The following is a 16,506-nucleotide window of genomic DNA, read 5'->3' on the forward strand; positions in this document are numbered from 1 at the left end:
TAATTATCTAAAAATCAAAGTGAAATTGAATGATTTGCTCAATGAGTTATTGTGCTTGGCTTTATATACTGACCGAAAACGATCAGCTAAGGATTGGCAATCATGAGTAAAATCTTATTAATTACCGGTTGGGGACTCGGAACAAAACCACTCGAAAACTTAAAAACTGCTTTGGATATGGCAGGATTTCAAATCGATCTGATTAATATCTTTAATGCACTCGACCCTGTTGAATTATCTAAACATGTTGAGTTAGCTAAAAAAGTCGATGTCATTATAGGGTGGTCTTTAGGCGGGCAATTAGCAACATTGCTCACCCAAAAGGTTTTCGAGCTTTCAGGTCAGGCAAAAACGTTAATTACTTTAGCATCGAATCCTTGCTTCGTTGCCAATGAACGCTGGTCTACAGGTATGCCGCTTTCTACTTTTCAAAGTTTTAGAGAGTCTTTTGAAAATGACCCCATGACCACTTTAAAGCGATTTTGTTATCTGGTCTCACAGGGCAGCCAAACTGCTAAACAAGATTGGCAATCTTTGCAAAATTCAATTACGAGTGAAGAGCTAGATTTAAAAAAGCAGGGCTTGGATTTACTATATCATCTTAATACTGTCGAGATATTGAAAAATTATGTCGGAAAACAATTACATGTATTTGCTGATGATGATGGATTAGTTAGTAACAAAGTTCTAGATAATATCCGAAAGATAGATGCAAAGTTTTTTAAATTCGAAATTATCCCAGGCTCTCACTGCTTTTCAATTTTTAGAGCTACACAACTAAGTGACAAAATCGTTCAATATCTAAGAAAGAATGAGAAATCCTGATGAATATTGTCTAATCAGGCAATTCATAACAAAAATAATTCGCGTTATGCTCTGTCTAGATTAATAAGGAAATTCTTCCAGGATGGTTGACGAATTCGATTTAGCACACTTATGGCACCCTTATACTTCGATGTTAAACCCACTGCCGACATATAAAGTAAAAAAGGCTACAGGGGTGATGATTGAACTTGAAGATGGCCGTCAACTCATTGATGGTATGTCATCTTGGTGGTGTGCCATTCACGGATATAACCATCCTCAACTTAATCAAGCTGTGTCGGATCAATTGCAGCACATGTCACACATTATGTTTGGTGGGCTTACTCATGATCCTGCGATTGAATTAGGGAAGGCATTATTAAAAATTACACCACCTCAATTAGATAAAATATTCTATGCGGACTCAGGTTCTGTCGCTGTTGAAGTCGCACTAAAGATGGCAGTTCAATATTGGACCGCACAAAATAAGAAAGATAAAACCAGTTTTATCACGACGCGTTCTGGTTACCATGGTGATACATGGAATGCAATGTCAGTATGTGATCCAGTTACTGGGATGCATCAGGTCTTTGGTTCTAGTTTACCTTCTCGTTATTTTGTTCCTGCACCGCAGACTCGATTTGATGAAGATTGGAATCCAGCAGATATTCTTGTATTGGCAGAAATTTTAAAAAACCATCATGCCACTATCGCTGCCATGATTATTGAGCCGATTGTGCAAGGTGCTGGAGGCATGCGTTTCTATCATCCTGAATATTTACGCGAAGCCAAGAGGCTATGCGATCAATATCAGGTGTTAATGATATTTGATGAAATTGCCACGGGGTTTGGGCGAACAGGTAAATTATTTGCTTGGGAACACGCTCAAGTTGAACCAGACATCATGTGTATTGGTAAGGCGCTGACCGGTGGGTATATGACTTTATCTGCAACACTGACCACACGACATGTCGCTGAAGTGATCAGCTCTGGTGAAGCTGGCGTATTTATGCATGGACCTACATTTATGGCGAACCCCTTGGCTTGTGCTGTCGCCTTAAAGAGTACTGAGCTTTTATTGTCACAAGATTGGCAGTCCAATATTCAAAGAATAGAGCAAATTCTAAAACATTATTTACATAGATTAGATGATCAAGCGCATATTCAAGATGTTCGTGTGCTCGGTGCTATCGGTGTTGTTGAGCTTAAACAAAATGTTGATATGAAAACGCTGCAACAGCGTTTCGTAGAACGAGGCGTGTGGATTCGTCCTTTTGGAAAATTAGTTTATGTCATGCCACCTTTTGTGATTTCAGATGTCGAACTTACTGAGTTACTAACGCAGTTGGTGAGTGTTGTGATGGAACTTGCAGAGGAAATGAGATGAATCTGTTGGACTACTACGCAGAGCAGTTAGACTCATTAAAACAAACTGGAAATTTTCGGCAGTTTAAATCCATCGTTCAGCATGGAAAATGGGTTGAGCTTCAGCAACAAAGAATGTTGAATCTATCGAGTAATGATTATTTAGGGATTGCGTCAGATCTACAAATAAGAGAAGCATTTTTTGATCACTGTTCAGCAGATTCAAAAAGAATGAGCTCTTCATCTTCAAGGTTACTCACAGGAAATTATCCTGAATATGAGCAATTTGAATATGACATGAGTCAATCATTCAATCAAAGGGCAGTTCTGTTATTCAACAGTGGCTATCACATGAATATTGGTATTCTGCCTGCGATTGCTGATAGTCAAACTTTAATTCTCTCGGATAAATTGATTCACGCCAGCATGATTGATGGGATTCGCTTAAGTAAAGCGAAGCTGATACGTTATCGACATAATGATCTGCTTCATTTAAAGCAATTGATCGAGCAATATCATGATGATCCCTTGTATCAAAGAATCATTGTGGTAACTGAATCAATTTTTAGTATGGATGGTGATGAAACTGATTTAACTGCGTTGGTGAGTCTGAAATATCAGTTCAGTAAAATCATGTTATATGTTGATGAAGCACATGCTATTGGTGTTCGGGGAGAGCAAGGGCTCGGTTGTGCTGAACAATATGCTGTCATAGATGATATCGATTTCTTGGTAGGAACATTTGGGAAAGCACTCGCATCTGTTGGTGGATACATTGTGTGTCATCCAATCTTAAAAGATTATTTAATCAACAAAATGCGCTCTTTGATTTTTAGTACCGCACAACCACCCATCAACATGGCTTGGACGCATTTTATTTGGAATAAAATGAAAAAAATGCAGGAGCAACGTGCTCATTTAAGTGATTTGAGTCTGCAACTGCGTCAATATATTCTTGAGCAAGGTTACGAATGTCCTTCAAGCTCGCAGATTATTCCTTTAATTTTAGGTGATTCTCAGCGTGCACTTGAGCGCGCACAACAATTACAACAATCTGGTTTTTATATTTTGCCGGTTCGGCCACCAACGGTTCCACAAGGAAGTTCACGCCTGAGAATTTGTATGAATTCTCAGCTGAATCAAGATGAATTGGAGCGTTTGAAAGAACAATTATGAATGACTCAATGTTGAACAAATTTATTCAAAAAGAAATGATTGCTACTCGATTTGCAAAATCGCATTGGACTTATGCAGATCAGGCACGTATTCAACAAAATGTAGCGAAACATTTAAGCGAGCTGATGCGTCTTTATGTTTCATCTTCTGAGCTTGCTAAAGTATTTGAAATTGGATGTGGAACTGGAAATCTAACTCAAGAGATGCTTCATCATTTTAAAATGGATCAAGTCATTTTGAATGATTTATATGCTGATGTTGAGCATACCATCAGTCATCATCAGCCTGTCGAGTGGCGTATTGGTGATGTCGAAAAAATTGAGTTACCCAAAGACCTTGATTTATGTGCCTCAAGCTCTGCATTACAGTGGATGTCTGAGTTTGAAAGATTGATACAGAAAATTTATTCGGCTTTAAAGCCCAATGGTTATTTTTGCTTTTCAACTTATGGGCCTCAGAACTTAAAAGAAATTAAATCCTTAACTGGACAAGGATTAAAATATTTTGATCAAAGCCAAATTAAAAGCTTACTAGAGCAGAACGGATTTGAAGTGATGCACTGTGAACAACAATTGGCTCAATTACACTTCGCGCACCCAAAATTGGTCCTAAAACATTTACAGGCCACAGGTGTGACGGCAACCTCACAGGGATTTCGTTGGACGAAGGAAAGTTTGAATCAGTTTTATCTAGGTTACCGACAATTTATTGCGACTGATGAGCAAGAGAATCTTGTATATCCTTTAACGTATCACCCTATATTTTTTATCGCACGGAGTAAGTCATGAGTGCTCAAATCTACTTTGTGAGCGGTATTGATACTGGAATTGGAAAAACATACGTCACTGGTTATTTGGCAAAAATTTGGCGTGAACAAGGGCGGAATGTCATTACTCAGAAATTAATTCAAACGGGTAATGTGGATGTTTCTGAAGATATTGAAAAACATCGTGAAATTATGGGATGTGGTTGGTTAGAGGAAGATACTCAAAAACTCACTATGCCTGAAATTTTCAGTTATCCTGCATCGCCTCACTTAGCGACACGTATAGATGGGCGAAGTATTGATTTCGCTAAAATTGAACAAGCGACTCAACAGTTGTCCTCTTCATATGAAGTTGTTTTACTTGAAGGGGCGGGTGGCTTGATGGTCCCTCTAACAACACAATATTTAACCATTGATTATTTGGTGGATAAAAAATATCCCATAATTTTGGTGAGTTCGGGGCGTTTGGGAAGCATCAACCATACTTTGTTGAGCTTAGAGGCACTGAAGCATCGTGGGCTTGAGTTATATGCTCTAGCATATAATTTGAATGCTGAATCTGACGATGAGCTTATTTCACGTGATACATCTACCTACTTAAAAAAGTATTTATCACAACATTTTCCATCTGCTAAATGGTTTGATATTCCTGTTATTGAATAAATGAAAAAAACCGCTCTATTGAGCGGTTTTTTTAGGGATTTCAAAATTAGAACTTCTTAAAGCCTTTGTTAATACCAAAAGGTTTGCGTTGACCGAATTTATTTTCGTTGCGTGGTTTGTAATCAACAGAATTGCCGTTTACTTCACCTTTGTTTTCAGGACGTTTATTGCGGAAATCCTGATTTTCAGTGCGAGGGGCACGATTGTTGAATCGATTCTCAAATCCTTCTTGACGTGGTGCACGTGCATTGAAACGGTTTTCTGAGCCTTCTTGACGCGGTGCGCGATTGTTAAATCGATTATCACTGCGGCTTTGATCAGCACCACCTTGACGGAAGTCACGGCGTGGTTCTTGATGCTCGCCTTCGTCACGGCGTTGTTGGCGTAAATAACCACCACGACGTGCTGCAAGTGGTTTCTCTTGCATACGTTCATTGCGGCGTTTCGCCATACCGTAAAGACCAGTACCTTGACGTGGTTTGAGCTCAACAGACTTAGTTAAGTTATCAATGTCATTTTTATCAAGTTCAATCCAACGACCTGTACGTAATTCACGTGGCAGAATGACTGTACCATAACGTGTACGTAATAGACGGCTGACTTTCAAGCCTTGTGATTCAAAGATGCGGCGTACTTCACGGTTACGTCCTTCTTTTACAACCACTTGATACCAACGGTTAATCCCTTCACCACCAATTTCAGAGAATGACTCAAATTTTGCTGGACCATCATCGAGCATGACACCATCTGTCATGTTCTTTTTCAGTTGAGGGGTCACTTCACCCATCACACGTACAGCGTATTCGCGTTCAATTTCACTAGATGGATGCATTAAGCGGTTTGCAAGCTCGCCATCGTTTGTGAAAAGTAATAATCCTGTTGAGTTGATATCTAAACGACCAACCATGACCCAACGATCACCCGGAATTGATGGTAATTGATCAAATACAGTTGGGCGATTTTCAGGGTCGTTACGTGAACAGATTTCACCTTCAGGTTTGTAGTAAATCAATACACGACGACGGATTTCATCTTCAATTTGGAACTGTACTTTACGACCATCGATACGAAGCTCATCGGTTGGTTCGATACGTTCACCTACTTGAGCAACTTGACCGTTGACACTAACACGACCGGCAGCAATGACTTCTTCCATATAGCGGCGAGAACCCAAACCTACACGTGCCAATACCTTTTGCAATTTTTCACTCATAACAGCATAACCTTAGAAATAATCATCAACAGTTCACCTATTTACGACTTGGGTGCGTGAGCATCCAATGCCATAAAAGCTTCCTTGGCATCCTGTAGGGGAGGCAGTTGATTTAAATCACTTAAACCAAAAGCATTTAAAAATTGTGGCGTTGTAACCAACAACGCGGGTCTTCCTGGAAGTTCCCGGAAACCAGACTCTTTAATCCAGTTCCAATCGAATAACGTTCTGAGTTGCTGACTGTTATTCGTGACTCCTCGAATTTGCTCAATATCGGCTCGGGTAACGGGCTGATGATAAGCAATCACTGCTAGAGTTTCTAACAATGATGGTGATAATTTAGTTGGACGTTCTGGCCAAGTTTGTGCAATCACTTGTCGATACTTAGCACGAACTTGAAAGCGAAAACCTTGAGCTGTTTCAGTCAGCTCAATTGAACGACCGTGTTGTAACACTGCAAGCTGTTGCAAATATGCGCGCAGTTGTTGTTTGGAAAATTGGTTTTGAAATGCCTCTTTCAAGCGTGCAATAGAAACAGGCGCTTCACTGGCAAAAATAATAGCTTCGAGCTGCATGAGCACTTCGTGGTGTAACTCATCAACTTGAAAGGAGTTTGATTGATCAATGGTCATATCATTACCCCTTGAATTGCCAGCGGGGCTTCAATACCTGATGCAATAATTTGAACTTTTTGCTGACGTGTTAGCTCTAATATTGCCATAAACGTCACCACTAACCCCATACGACCTTGACTTGGTTTTAAAAGTTGATCAAATTTCAAAACCTCACCTGATTTTGTCATCTGTTCAATATAGGCAATACGTTCTTCAAGCAAAACAGGTTCTTGAGTAATCTGGTGTGTAACAGGCTCTGGGCGATTAAAAATACAAAACATAGCATCGCGCAGAAGAGAGGCTTCATAACCCTCATTTACTGTATTAATTTGTCCAAGGCTAACGTTGGGTAGAAAAGTATCACGGTCCAAAATAGGCATTTGACCGAGACGCTCAGCAGCTTGCTTGATCCTTAAATATGTCTCTAAGCGATCTATTAATTCTTGTTTTGGATCTTTTTCAATTTGGATTGATTTAGGTTTAGGCAGCAGTAAGCGTGATTTTAAATCTGCTAATAATGCCGCCATCACCATATAATCTGCGGTTAACTCAATATTGAGTGACTTCATACTGTCAATATATGACAAATATTGCGTTGCAATCGGAGCTATATCGAGCTGAAGTAGATCGAAACCATTTTTTTGGATGAGGTAAATTAAAAAGTCGAGTGGTCCTTCGAAATGTTCTAATAGAATTTCGAATGCTGCAGGCGGTATATATAAATCTTCAGGAATCGTATCTTGCCACTCATCTAAAACACGGATGTGTGGAAGTGCGTCCATGGGATTATGGATAGCTTGAGTCATTACAATTATTAGCCACGCGAATTTTCAAAAGCATGTTGGGCGATTCAGGAGATCACATATCGAAATCAGTAAAAGGACAGTGATTCGAATAGCATAAAAACAATATGGGTATTCTAAATTAAATCGAGTGCTGAATATATCTTTATCCGCAGTTTTACGATAAAAAAATTGAAATAAATAGGTGGTATTTTTTAAGGTTATATGGATGTATTTAGTGTTTTAATTGATAAATGTAAACTGGTATTCATTGTTAGCGTGTGTTCGACGAGAAGTAAAAGAGTATGAATAATTTTCAAAAAGTAGAACAAAATGTATATAAACAAAGTGTAGGTATAAAAGTTCACTCAAATACTCACCCTATAAACTCATTCAAAGCGTTGAGTGGAACGTATGTAAATTTATATCCTTTAAATTTAATTGAAAATATTGAAGAGCTTGCGAGAAATCTATTCCCAATTAAGATTACAGACGAGTTTATTTCAAGCTTTACCTATTTGCCTTACGAAGCGCCAACTTCGATTGAAGACTTGTCATATAAACTCTCATCGCAATTTGGTACACAAGGGAATATTTATTATGTTATTCGCATAGCGAACAAACCAGTGGGGTGGATCGCATTGATGAATATCGGGTTGGATGATGGAGTGGTTGAAATTGGGAATGTATACTTCTCAGCAGATTTAAAACGGTCTAGAGCTGCTACAGAAGTATTATTTTTACTGTTGAATGAGTGTTTTACTTTAGGATTTAGGCGTATAGAGTGGAAGTGTCATGAGTTGAACTTAGCTTCCAAAAAAGCCGCACTACGATTCGGTTTTCAATATGAAGGAATGTTTAGACAACATAAAGTGGTCAAGGGAAGAAACCGAAACACGCTTTGGTTTTCAATGTTGGATGAAGAGTGGCTGACTTTAAAAGAAAGTTATTTAGCTTGGCTTGAACCAAGCAACTTTACGCAAGAGGGTCAACAAATAAAGACCCTCCAAGCAATCTATAACGAAAAATCAGCGTAAATCAAATAAAGAGAGATGAATGGTGAGGCATTTTACTCAAAAGCACTCACATCACCCACGCCACGGCGGATAATTTCAGGTTGACTTCCTGAGAGATCAACAATACTTGTCGTAGTTAATGTACCAAGTCCACTATCAATAAAAACATCAATTCTTTTACTTAATTGTTGTTCTATTTCATATGGATCATCCAAAGGCTCAGTTTGACCTGGAAGAATCAGGGTGCTGGTGAGTAAAGGTTCACCCAACTCTTTAAGAAGCATTTGACAGACTGGGTTGCTCGGTACACGTAAACCAATGGTTTTCTTTTTGGGGTGCATCAAGCGACGAGGGACTTCACTTGTCGCTTGCAAAATAAAGGTGGTAATCGCAGGTGTGTTATTTTTAAGCAAACGATAAGTTGCATTATCCACTTTTGCATACGTTGCAATATCTGAGAGATCCGCACATAAGATCGCATATTGATGCTTAGCACCAAGATCACGGATTTGAGCAATTCGTTCCATCGCTTGCTTATTACCAATTTGGCATCCGATGGCATAGGCTGCATCTGTTGGATAAACCACGACATCGCCTGCACGTATTCTTTCTACTGCTTGAGTAATAAGTCGAGATTGTGGATTGTCAGGATGTACTCTTAAATGAAGCATTTTATTTTCTCCTGATTATTTTTTCGTATTATTGCGTGCATGGACATTCACTTCAATGTCATGAGTATATATTTACTAGACTTAATCTAGCGATGCACGAGAAAATTCATGCAAATGTAATGTTTTGCCACTTCTGAGACACTTACAGATGCACTGAATAAAGTGTTGAGCATCTCTTGGAAGCTGAGCTTCACCTGAAAAATAGCGTTGTACTTGAGCATAAACATTGTCTTTAAAAGACTGCCCATCACCACCTTCACCCGTTAAATTGTCCAGAGAAACGCGGAATTTTCGACTAAAGGCTGTGGAAAACATCCATTCAATTGCTTGAGGTTTAATTTCGACTTGTTCAAATAGGGCTTGTTGTTCAGCAGTTCGACCATCTGGTGCGTACCAATAGCCAAGATCAGGAAGAGTGCGACGATGATCTCCTGCGATTGTCCAATGGCTTATTTCATGTAAAGCACTATTGAAAAATCCATGTGCGAATTGGATGCGAGCAGGTTGTTGGTCTGAGGCAGGGAAGTATTCAGGTTCAAAGTCGCCTTTGACTAATGTGACATTTAAGTGGGAAAACCAATGATTAAAGTGTAAGATAAGCCAGTCTACCTGTTGAGCTTCTGTTTGCAGATTTACCCAAGGTGCGAGTTGCACGCGGTCTAAGTGATCGGTCAAATTTGAGGTCGAAGGATAGTGTAACTGTAATGAAGTTGTGACTTCAGGTTGCGGCTGCAACTGATGCATGACTTGATTAACCCAAATGATCTGTCTGAATAAGTGCAAAATTGTATCTTAATCTTTGACAGAGTACTTATGAATTTGTAGAATTGCCGCCTTAATTATGTCAGCAAATACCTTTCCGGCACAGATTGAGCCGTTTAAATGGGCTGAACAGGGCTTCACATGGTCAGGTACACTGCCATTGTCGCGCTTTGTTCGTATATCCCGTGAAGCTGTTGGGTCAATTGATAATCAATTGATCAATATAGACTGTAAGCTATCAATGGATGCGTATCATCGTATCGTTTGGCTTGATGGTAGTGTTGAAACGAAGGTTCCAATGGAATGCCAACGTTGTTTGGATACTGTTGAATTACCTCTCGAATTGGACTTTCATCTGGCTTTAGTCGATGATGAGTCACTGATAGAGCGCTTGGATGAGGATGCTGATTTCATCGTCTTAGGTGAGAGTGAAGCAACGACAAAAGGTTCATTTGATGCACCTGCAACCGCTGATTTACTTTCTCTCATAGAAGATGAATTGTTATTGTTGATTCCTTTGTCACCAAGACATGCGTCTTGTGAGCATAAGCATCAACCTGCCCAAGAAGAAGTTGTTGAAGAAAAACGAGATAATCCGTTTGGTGTTTTGGCAGCTTTGAAGGGTAAACTTAACTAATTTTTGTGTTATACTCTTAGGTATAAGACAATCGAATTTGTTCTGATCCATTTTTTCGATCTTTGTAAGGAGCCATCATGGCCGTTCAGCAAAACCGTAAAAGTCGCTCTCGCCGTGACATGCGCCGTTCACATGACGCTTTAACCGAGAATGCATTAACAGTAGACCAAACGACTGGTGAAACTCACCGTCGTCACCACGTAACTAAAGATGGTGTCTACCGTGGTCGTCAATTATTCGCTAAAGCAGCTGATGCTGAATAATTGGTGATGTATTAAGCGTCAAGCTTAGTAGAAAAAATGGGAGCGTAAGCTCCCTTTTTTTATTTCTATTTTTTGTTGTATTTGGCAATTACCAAAGCTTTTTTTTAATGATAAATTTCGCTCCATCAAATCAGTTAAGACTTGAGTTTGATGTTCAAGATGATCGAAATGAATCAAAATAGAATAGTCAAAGCTCTGAATAAAGGATTTTTATATGTCTGCTAAACGCCTCGAGCAAGCCGTTCTTGCGACCAAAACTGCATTTGTTTTTCCTGGACAGGGTTCTCAAAAAGCAGGAATGTTAGCGGAGCTTGCAGAACAGTTTAGTAGTGTGCAAGAAACGTTTGCTGAAGCTTCTGAAGCACTCGGCTTTGATTTATGGCACATTGCGCAAAGTGGTGAAGGGTTAAACCAAACTGAATTTACACAACCAGTGCTACTCACAGCAAGCATTGCTTTATGGCGTGTATGGTTAGAGCTTGGTGGTGTCGTTCCTAAATATTTAGCGGGACATTCACTAGGTGAATACAGTGCATTGGTTGCTGCAGAATCTTTAAGCTTAAAAGATGCAGTTAAATTGGTGAACTTACGCGGTAAGTTGATGCAAGATGCTGTCCCTCAGGGTCAAGGTGCTATGGCTGCGATTCTTGGTCTTGATGATGCTAAGGTTGTAGAACTGTGTGCTCAAGTCACCGCTCAAGGTGAGGGTTCAGTGGAAGCTGCAAACTATAATGCACAGGGTCAAGTTGTGGTGGCAGGTGATACTGCACAGGTTGAAGCGTTAATAGCTTTGGTAAAAGAGCAAGGTGCAAAAGCAATTGCGTTACCAGTATCAGTACCATCACATTGTTCATTAATGAAGCCAGCGGCAGCAGAGTTTGCCAAAGCTTTAGCAGATGTTGATATTCAATTACCTCGCATTCCAGTGATTCAAAATGTCAATGCACAAGTGGCTGACAGTGTTGATGAATTGCGTACAGCGTTGACATCACAACTTTATGAGTCTGTCCAATGGACTAAAACACTTCAAGTATTGGCTGATCAAGATGTGAGCTATGTTGTTGAATGTGGTCCTGGGAATGTATTAACAAATTTAGCAAAACGTTTAGAACATGTTGAAAAAGCATTGCCTTTAGATACTAAATCTCGTTTAGAAGATGCTTTAAATACTGTATTAGTTGCAGAAGGGAAAATTGCATGACGCAGGAACGTAAAGTCGCGTTAGTGACAGGTGCAAGCCGTGGTATTGGTGCTGCGATTGCACAACAGCTGATCGAAGATGGTTTTTTTGTCGTAGGTACGGCTACATCTGAGTCTGGTGCTGAAAAATTATCTACACAATTTGCTGAACATGGTGTAGGAAAAGTACTTGATGTTCGTGATGGAGCTGCAATTGATGCACTCATTACAGATATTGAACAAAGTTTTGGCCCTGTACTTGTTCTTGTGAATAATGCAGGTATCACTAAAGATAATCTACTGCTTCGTATGTCTGAAGATGATTGGGATGATATCCAAAATATTCACCTTAAAGCAGTATTCCGTCTCTCTAAACGTGTATTGAAAGGTATGACGAAAGCGAGATTTGGACGAATTATCAATATTAGTTCTGTCGTTGCGCATTTTGCAAATCCAGGTCAAGCAAATTATTCAGCTGCGAAGGCTGGGATTGAAGCTTTTAGCCGCAGTTTGGCTAAAGAAATGGGCAGTCGTCAAATTACTGTCAATAGTATCGCGCCTGGCTTTATTGCAACTGAGATGACTGAACAGTTAAGTGATGAAATTCAGAAAAAAATGAGTGATCAAGTGGCATTGAACCGTTTTGGTCAGCCTCAAGATATCGCAAATGCAGTAAGTTTCCTTGCTTCTGATAAAGCAAGTTACATTACTGGTACGGTATTACACGTGAATGGTGGTTTATACATGGCGTAATGCGATGTATAAACTTTCAAATATATCAAGATTCAATTAAACTATAGGCATTATACGCCGCCACAAGCAATGAGGAGAATTCCTGTGAGCGATATCGAACAACGTATCAAACAAGCAGTAGCTGAACAACTTGGCTTAAAAGCTGAAGAGATTAAAAACGAAGCATCTTTCATGGATGACTTAGGTGCTGACTCTCTAGATCTAGTTGAGCTTGTAATGTCTTTCGAAAATGATTTCGACATTACTATTCCTGATGAAGATTCTAACGAAATTACAACTGTTCAATCTGCTATCGATTATGTAACTAAGAAATTAGCTTAATCATCAGATTCAGTTCTTTTCGAACTTAAAAGCTACCTTTATGGTGGCTTTTTTTTATTAAGGAATAAATTGCAATATTACATTAAGTTACCTTAAGTTTAAGAAAGATAACGGCGTTAGGTATAGTTCTTCTGTATAAAAATTAAGGGATCTAAATTATTTGATCACCAAACTGAAATAACAATAGGAGAATAACAATGGGTCTTTTTGATTTTGTGAAAGGTATTGGGAAAAAGAATACCGCACCAGCTGAGCAACAAGCTACACCAGCAACGCCAGCAGAGCCATCTGCTCAAGAAATTGCGAATAAATTATTGGGGCATATTAAATCACTTGGCTTACCAGTAACAGGACTGTCTGTGACTTATAATGCAAGCAGTGATTTAGCGACTGTAAAAGGACAAGTGCAAACTCAAGCAGATCGTGAAAAGATCATCTTGGCTGTGGGAAATATTGATCATGTTGCTCAAGTCGATGACCAACTTACTGTTTCATCTCCAGAGCCTGAAAGTAAATTCTATACAGTAAAATCAGGGGATAATCTTTCAAAAATTTCTAAAGAGTTTTATGGTGATGCAAATCAGTACAACAAAATTTTTGAAGCAAACCGACCATTACTTAAAAATGCAGATGATATTTTCCCGGGACAGGTTCTAAGAATTCCAAACTAAAATATCAATGAATCTAAAAGACCGAGATTTAAATCTCGGTTTTTTATTTTAAAGTAACTTAATAACTTAAAACTGATTCTTAAATTATCAATATAAAACAATATTTTAACGGCTAGAAAATTTCTATAAATATATTTTAACTTCCACATTGCAATGGTGTTTTTGGCCATTTTTTAAGTTATTTCGAAGTAATAAGAATAAAAAAATTGAAATAAATTCATTAATCCTAACTTTATGTTTTATATAGGAAAAATAAATTAGTAAAAATAAGTGTTTGAAAATAAATAAAATTTAATTTGTTTCAAGAAATAAAATATTGTTTCATTGGGTTTTATTATGTAACTTTAATTAAGTAATAGTGTAATTTTGTTTCTGGTGTTTTTTTGCAATATTTAAAAATTTTATGTCTAACTTATATAAAATAATAAATAATGAGATTTTTTTCACTATTAGTTTATAAATTGTGACTTTGTTTAAAATTAAATTTTATCAATAAAAACATTGCTTTAAGAATCTCGAATGGGGTGTAAAAAATTTTTTTTAACTATGAATTTTTGTTGATTTTCAACTGACTTTTTATGACGTTTACATTGATTCTCAATCTGATAAAAAAATAGAGGGTTAAAGAATATCTTAATAATACTGGGTGACGTCATGAAAAATTTAGAAATATTATCAAAAAACGATGGGGCGGTTTTAGAAAAGACTACTGCTAATAAAATCGTATTAAACCAGAACTCAATTGTGAAAATTGATGCATCAATCGAAGAGGTCTTAAATTTTCAGAAAGAAGGAAATTCTTTAGTTATTAATTTTAAAAATGGCGAACAATTAGTTGTAGAAAGTTATTTTGATGATCCCTTAAATAGTCATAATATTTTATTTAATGACAATGGTCAGCTTTATTGGGTTGAGTTCACAGATGCTGCCAATGAAATAGCTTCGACTATTAAATATTATCCAATTGATGATATTTCAGCACTTATCGCTGGAAACTCAAGTACAGCTTTGACAGGGTTAACTCCATGGTTAATTGCAGGGGGATTAGCTGCTGGAGTAGTTGCTATTGCAGATAATATGAGTGATTCAGATAAAAAATCTAATTCTGTATCGCCGGAACCAGAACCACCAAATAACGATGAATTAGAAGAAGCAAAACAGCTCGTTAATGATGCAGAGAAAGCTTATCAAGATCTTAAAGATTTGATTGAAGATAAATTAAATGATGGGTTAATTACTCCTGAGGAAAAAGCTGAATTAGAGGAAGCATTACAAGATGCAAAGGATGCTAAAGATGCTGCTCAAGATAAAGTCGATAACTTGGTAGATGGCGAGGAAAAATCTGATTTACAAGATCGACTAGATGATTTGGTTGATGAAGAGTTGCCACCAATTAATGATCAAAATGGTGATGGTGTACCAGATGATCTCGAGCAAGCTTTACTAGATGCTGAAGAAGCTGTAGCCAATGCTGAACAAGCGTACGAAGCATTAAAAGATTTAATTTTAGAGAAGAATGAAAACGGCCTGATTACACCTGCTGAAAGAGCGGAATTAGATCAAGCTAAAGAGGCTTTCGAGAGTGCCAAAGCCTTAGCAGAAACTAAAACAAATTTATTACCAGAATCAGTTCAATCTCAAAAAGATGCTTTGCAGGAACGTCTTGAAGATTTAGTGGATATCATCCTACCTGAAATTAATGATGAAAATGATGATGGTATCGTAGATGATATCGCTGAAGCACTCATTGAAGCAGAGTTGGCTGTTGCGGAAGCTGAAGCAAAGTATGCAGCTGCTGAAAATGCTTTAACTGTTGCAAATCGTGATGGATTAATTAATCCAACAGAGCTTAATGCTTTACAGAATGCTTTAGAGCAGGCACAAATTGCTAAGTCAACTGCTCAAAGTAAAGTAAATGCTCTACCTGAATCTGTTCAGGAACAGAAAGATGCCTTTCAAAATCGATTAGATGATCTGACTGACATAAGTTTGCCTGAAGTAAATGACGCAGATGGTGATGGCATTGTAGACGGCTTACCAGAAGCGATTCAGGAAGCGCAGTCAGCCGTAGAAGCAGCTGAAGCTAAATATGCTGAAGCTCTTAATAATTTAGCTTTGGCTCAAAAAGATGGCTTAATTAACCCGCTTGAACTCAGTATTCTTGAACAGAAAGTACAGGCTGCACTTGATGCAAAAGAAGTTGCCCAAGATAAGGTAAATGTATTGCCAAATGGAGCGATTAAAGATGGTTTACAGGATCGTCTAGATGCTCTTGTAAATATTGACTTACCTGAAGTCAATGATGCAGATGGTGATGGCGTACCAGACGGCGAAGATATTACACTTGAAGAAGCAACAGAGGCAGTAGAGGCGGCTGAAGCAGCATATGCTGAGGCAGAGCAAGCACTAGCAGATGCAGAATCAGATGGTTTAATCACGCCAACAGAACTTGCTGAGCTGACTCAAGCACGTGATGATGCACTTGCTGCTAAAGAAGATGCACAAGCGAAAGTTGATGCACTTCCAGAAGGAGCAGACAAAGACGCATTGGATGCACGCTTAGATGATCTAGTCGACATCACCTTACCAACAGTAAATGACGAAAACGAAGATGGCGTAGCAGATGAGTACGAACAAGTATTGGCAGATGCCGAAGCAGCAGTAGAGGCAGCAGAAGCAGCATATGCAGCGGCAGAACAAGCGCTGATCGATGCAAATGCCAATGGCCTCATCACCCCAACAGAACTTACTGAGCTGATTCAAGCACGTGATGATGCGCTTGCTGCTAAAGAAGATGCACAATCGAAAGTTGATGCACTTCCAGAAGGAGCAGACAAAGACGCACTGGAT

The 16,506-nt window shown here is 38.5% G+C and carries 18 protein-coding genes; 13 read left to right on the forward strand and 5 right to left on the reverse strand.

The annotated features are described in order from the left end of the window. Nucleotides 1-99: 99 nt before the first annotated feature. The 5 genes from AC1M9I_RS09655 to bioD all read left to right on the forward strand — a co-directional run bounded on the left by AC1M9I_RS09655 (nucleotide 100) and on the right by bioD (nucleotide 4,774). The gene (locus AC1M9I_RS09655) at nucleotides 100-825 is read left to right on the forward strand and encodes an alpha/beta hydrolase family protein (RefSeq protein WP_212771600.1); all 726 of its coding nucleotides are present in this window, start codon (nucleotides 100-102) and stop codon (nucleotides 823-825) included. Between the two features lie 82 nt (nucleotides 826-907). Then, nucleotides 908-2,191 (forward strand): adenosylmethionine--8-amino-7-oxononanoate transaminase, encoded by a 1,284-nt coding sequence (gene bioA, locus AC1M9I_RS09660; RefSeq protein WP_481610977.1) that lies wholly within the window; start codon nucleotides 908-910, stop codon nucleotides 2,189-2,191. Continuing rightward, entirely contained in the window at nucleotides 2,188-3,345 is a 1,158-nt protein-coding gene (locus AC1M9I_RS09665) for an 8-amino-7-oxononanoate synthase (RefSeq protein ID WP_035269224.1), read from the forward strand. Before bioA ends, AC1M9I_RS09665 begins: the two co-directional genes overlap by 4 nt. 8 nt (nucleotides 3,346-3,353) lie before the next feature. Beyond that, nucleotides 3,354-4,133, forward strand: a complete 780-nt coding sequence (gene bioC, locus AC1M9I_RS09670; RefSeq protein ID WP_035269234.1) for a malonyl-ACP O-methyltransferase BioC — start codon at nucleotides 3,354-3,356, stop codon at nucleotides 4,131-4,133. Continuing rightward, nucleotides 4,130-4,774, forward strand: a complete 645-nt coding sequence (gene bioD, locus AC1M9I_RS09675; protein ID WP_035269221.1) for a dethiobiotin synthase — start codon at nucleotides 4,130-4,132, stop codon at nucleotides 4,772-4,774. The genes bioC and bioD overlap by 4 nt, the downstream gene beginning before the upstream one ends. Before the next feature lie 46 nt (nucleotides 4,775-4,820). Here bioD and rluB read toward each other — a convergent pair whose 3' ends face one another. Genes rluB through AC1M9I_RS09690 form a run of 3 tightly spaced genes read right to left on the reverse strand, consistent with a single transcriptional unit; the run spans nucleotide 4,821 to nucleotide 7,407 of the window. Next, nucleotides 4,821-5,987, reverse strand: a complete 1,167-nt coding sequence (gene rluB / locus AC1M9I_RS09680; RefSeq protein WP_081403293.1) for a 23S rRNA pseudouridine(2605) synthase RluB — start codon at nucleotides 5,985-5,987, stop codon at nucleotides 4,821-4,823. Between the two features lie 41 nt (nucleotides 5,988-6,028). Next, a complete protein-coding gene (gene scpB / locus AC1M9I_RS09685; RefSeq protein ID WP_035269219.1) occupies nucleotides 6,029-6,619 on the reverse strand; it encodes an SMC-Scp complex subunit ScpB in 591 nt (196 codons plus the stop codon). Continuing rightward, on the reverse strand, nucleotides 6,616-7,407 hold the full coding sequence (locus AC1M9I_RS09690) for a segregation and condensation protein A (protein WP_035269217.1): 792 nt from the start codon (nucleotides 7,405-7,407) through the stop codon (nucleotides 6,616-6,618). Before AC1M9I_RS09690 ends, scpB begins: the two co-directional genes overlap by 4 nt. Before the next feature lie 281 nt (nucleotides 7,408-7,688). Here AC1M9I_RS09690 and AC1M9I_RS09695 point away from each other — a divergent pair, with 281 nt between their 5' ends. Next, nucleotides 7,689-8,420: a GNAT family N-acetyltransferase gene (locus AC1M9I_RS09695; RefSeq protein WP_035269215.1), complete on the forward strand. Its 732-nt coding sequence runs from the start codon at nucleotides 7,689-7,691 to the stop codon at nucleotides 8,418-8,420. 32 nt (nucleotides 8,421-8,452) lie between these two features. Here AC1M9I_RS09695 and AC1M9I_RS09700 read toward each other — a convergent pair whose 3' ends face one another. Both AC1M9I_RS09700 and AC1M9I_RS09705 read right to left on the reverse strand, forming a co-directional pair. After that, a complete protein-coding gene (locus AC1M9I_RS09700; protein WP_035269212.1) occupies nucleotides 8,453-9,070 on the reverse strand; it encodes an L-threonylcarbamoyladenylate synthase in 618 nt (205 codons plus the stop codon). An 81-nt stretch (nucleotides 9,071-9,151) separates the two neighbouring features. Further along, on the reverse strand, nucleotides 9,152-9,814 hold the full coding sequence (locus AC1M9I_RS09705; protein WP_035269210.1) for an elongation factor P hydroxylase: 663 nt from the start codon (nucleotides 9,812-9,814) through the stop codon (nucleotides 9,152-9,154). A gap of 97 nt (nucleotides 9,815-9,911) precedes the next feature. Between AC1M9I_RS09705 and AC1M9I_RS09710 the strand changes: the two genes are divergently transcribed. From AC1M9I_RS09710 to AC1M9I_RS09740, 7 genes are all read left to right on the forward strand, one after another. Continuing rightward, complete coding sequence (locus AC1M9I_RS09710; RefSeq protein WP_035269208.1) at nucleotides 9,912-10,469, forward strand: YceD family protein; 558 nt, start codon at nucleotides 9,912-9,914, stop codon at nucleotides 10,467-10,469. Nucleotides 10,470-10,546: 77 nt separating this feature from the next. Continuing rightward, nucleotides 10,547-10,732 carry a 50S ribosomal protein L32 gene (rpmF, locus tag AC1M9I_RS09715; protein WP_035269206.1) on the forward strand — a complete coding sequence of 62 codons (186 nt, stop codon included), beginning with the start codon at nucleotides 10,547-10,549 and terminating at the stop codon, nucleotides 10,730-10,732. A 214-nt stretch (nucleotides 10,733-10,946) separates the two neighbouring features. Continuing rightward, nucleotides 10,947-11,933 (forward strand): ACP S-malonyltransferase, encoded by a 987-nt coding sequence (fabD, locus tag AC1M9I_RS09720; RefSeq protein ID WP_035269203.1) that lies wholly within the window; start codon nucleotides 10,947-10,949, stop codon nucleotides 11,931-11,933. Then, nucleotides 11,930-12,664 carry a 3-oxoacyl-ACP reductase FabG gene (fabG, locus tag AC1M9I_RS09725; RefSeq protein ID WP_035269201.1) on the forward strand — a complete coding sequence of 245 codons (735 nt, stop codon included), beginning with the start codon at nucleotides 11,930-11,932 and terminating at the stop codon, nucleotides 12,662-12,664. The genes fabD and fabG overlap by 4 nt, the downstream gene beginning before the upstream one ends. Before the next feature lie 84 nt (nucleotides 12,665-12,748). Beyond that, the gene (gene acpP / locus AC1M9I_RS09730; RefSeq protein ID WP_035269198.1) at nucleotides 12,749-12,985 is read left to right on the forward strand and encodes an acyl carrier protein; all 237 of its coding nucleotides are present in this window, start codon (nucleotides 12,749-12,751) and stop codon (nucleotides 12,983-12,985) included. A gap of 197 nt (nucleotides 12,986-13,182) precedes the next feature. Beyond that, nucleotides 13,183-13,656, forward strand: a complete 474-nt coding sequence (gene lysM, locus AC1M9I_RS09735; protein ID WP_035269196.1) for a peptidoglycan-binding protein LysM — start codon at nucleotides 13,183-13,185, stop codon at nucleotides 13,654-13,656. A 654-nt stretch (nucleotides 13,657-14,310) separates the two neighbouring features. Continuing rightward, nucleotides 14,311-16,506 (forward strand): GA-like domain-containing protein (locus AC1M9I_RS09740; protein WP_481593574.1); only part of this gene is annotated, 2,196 nt, incomplete at its 3' end.

It is taken from the genome of Acinetobacter sp. ANC_7553 (genome assembly GCF_056779895.1).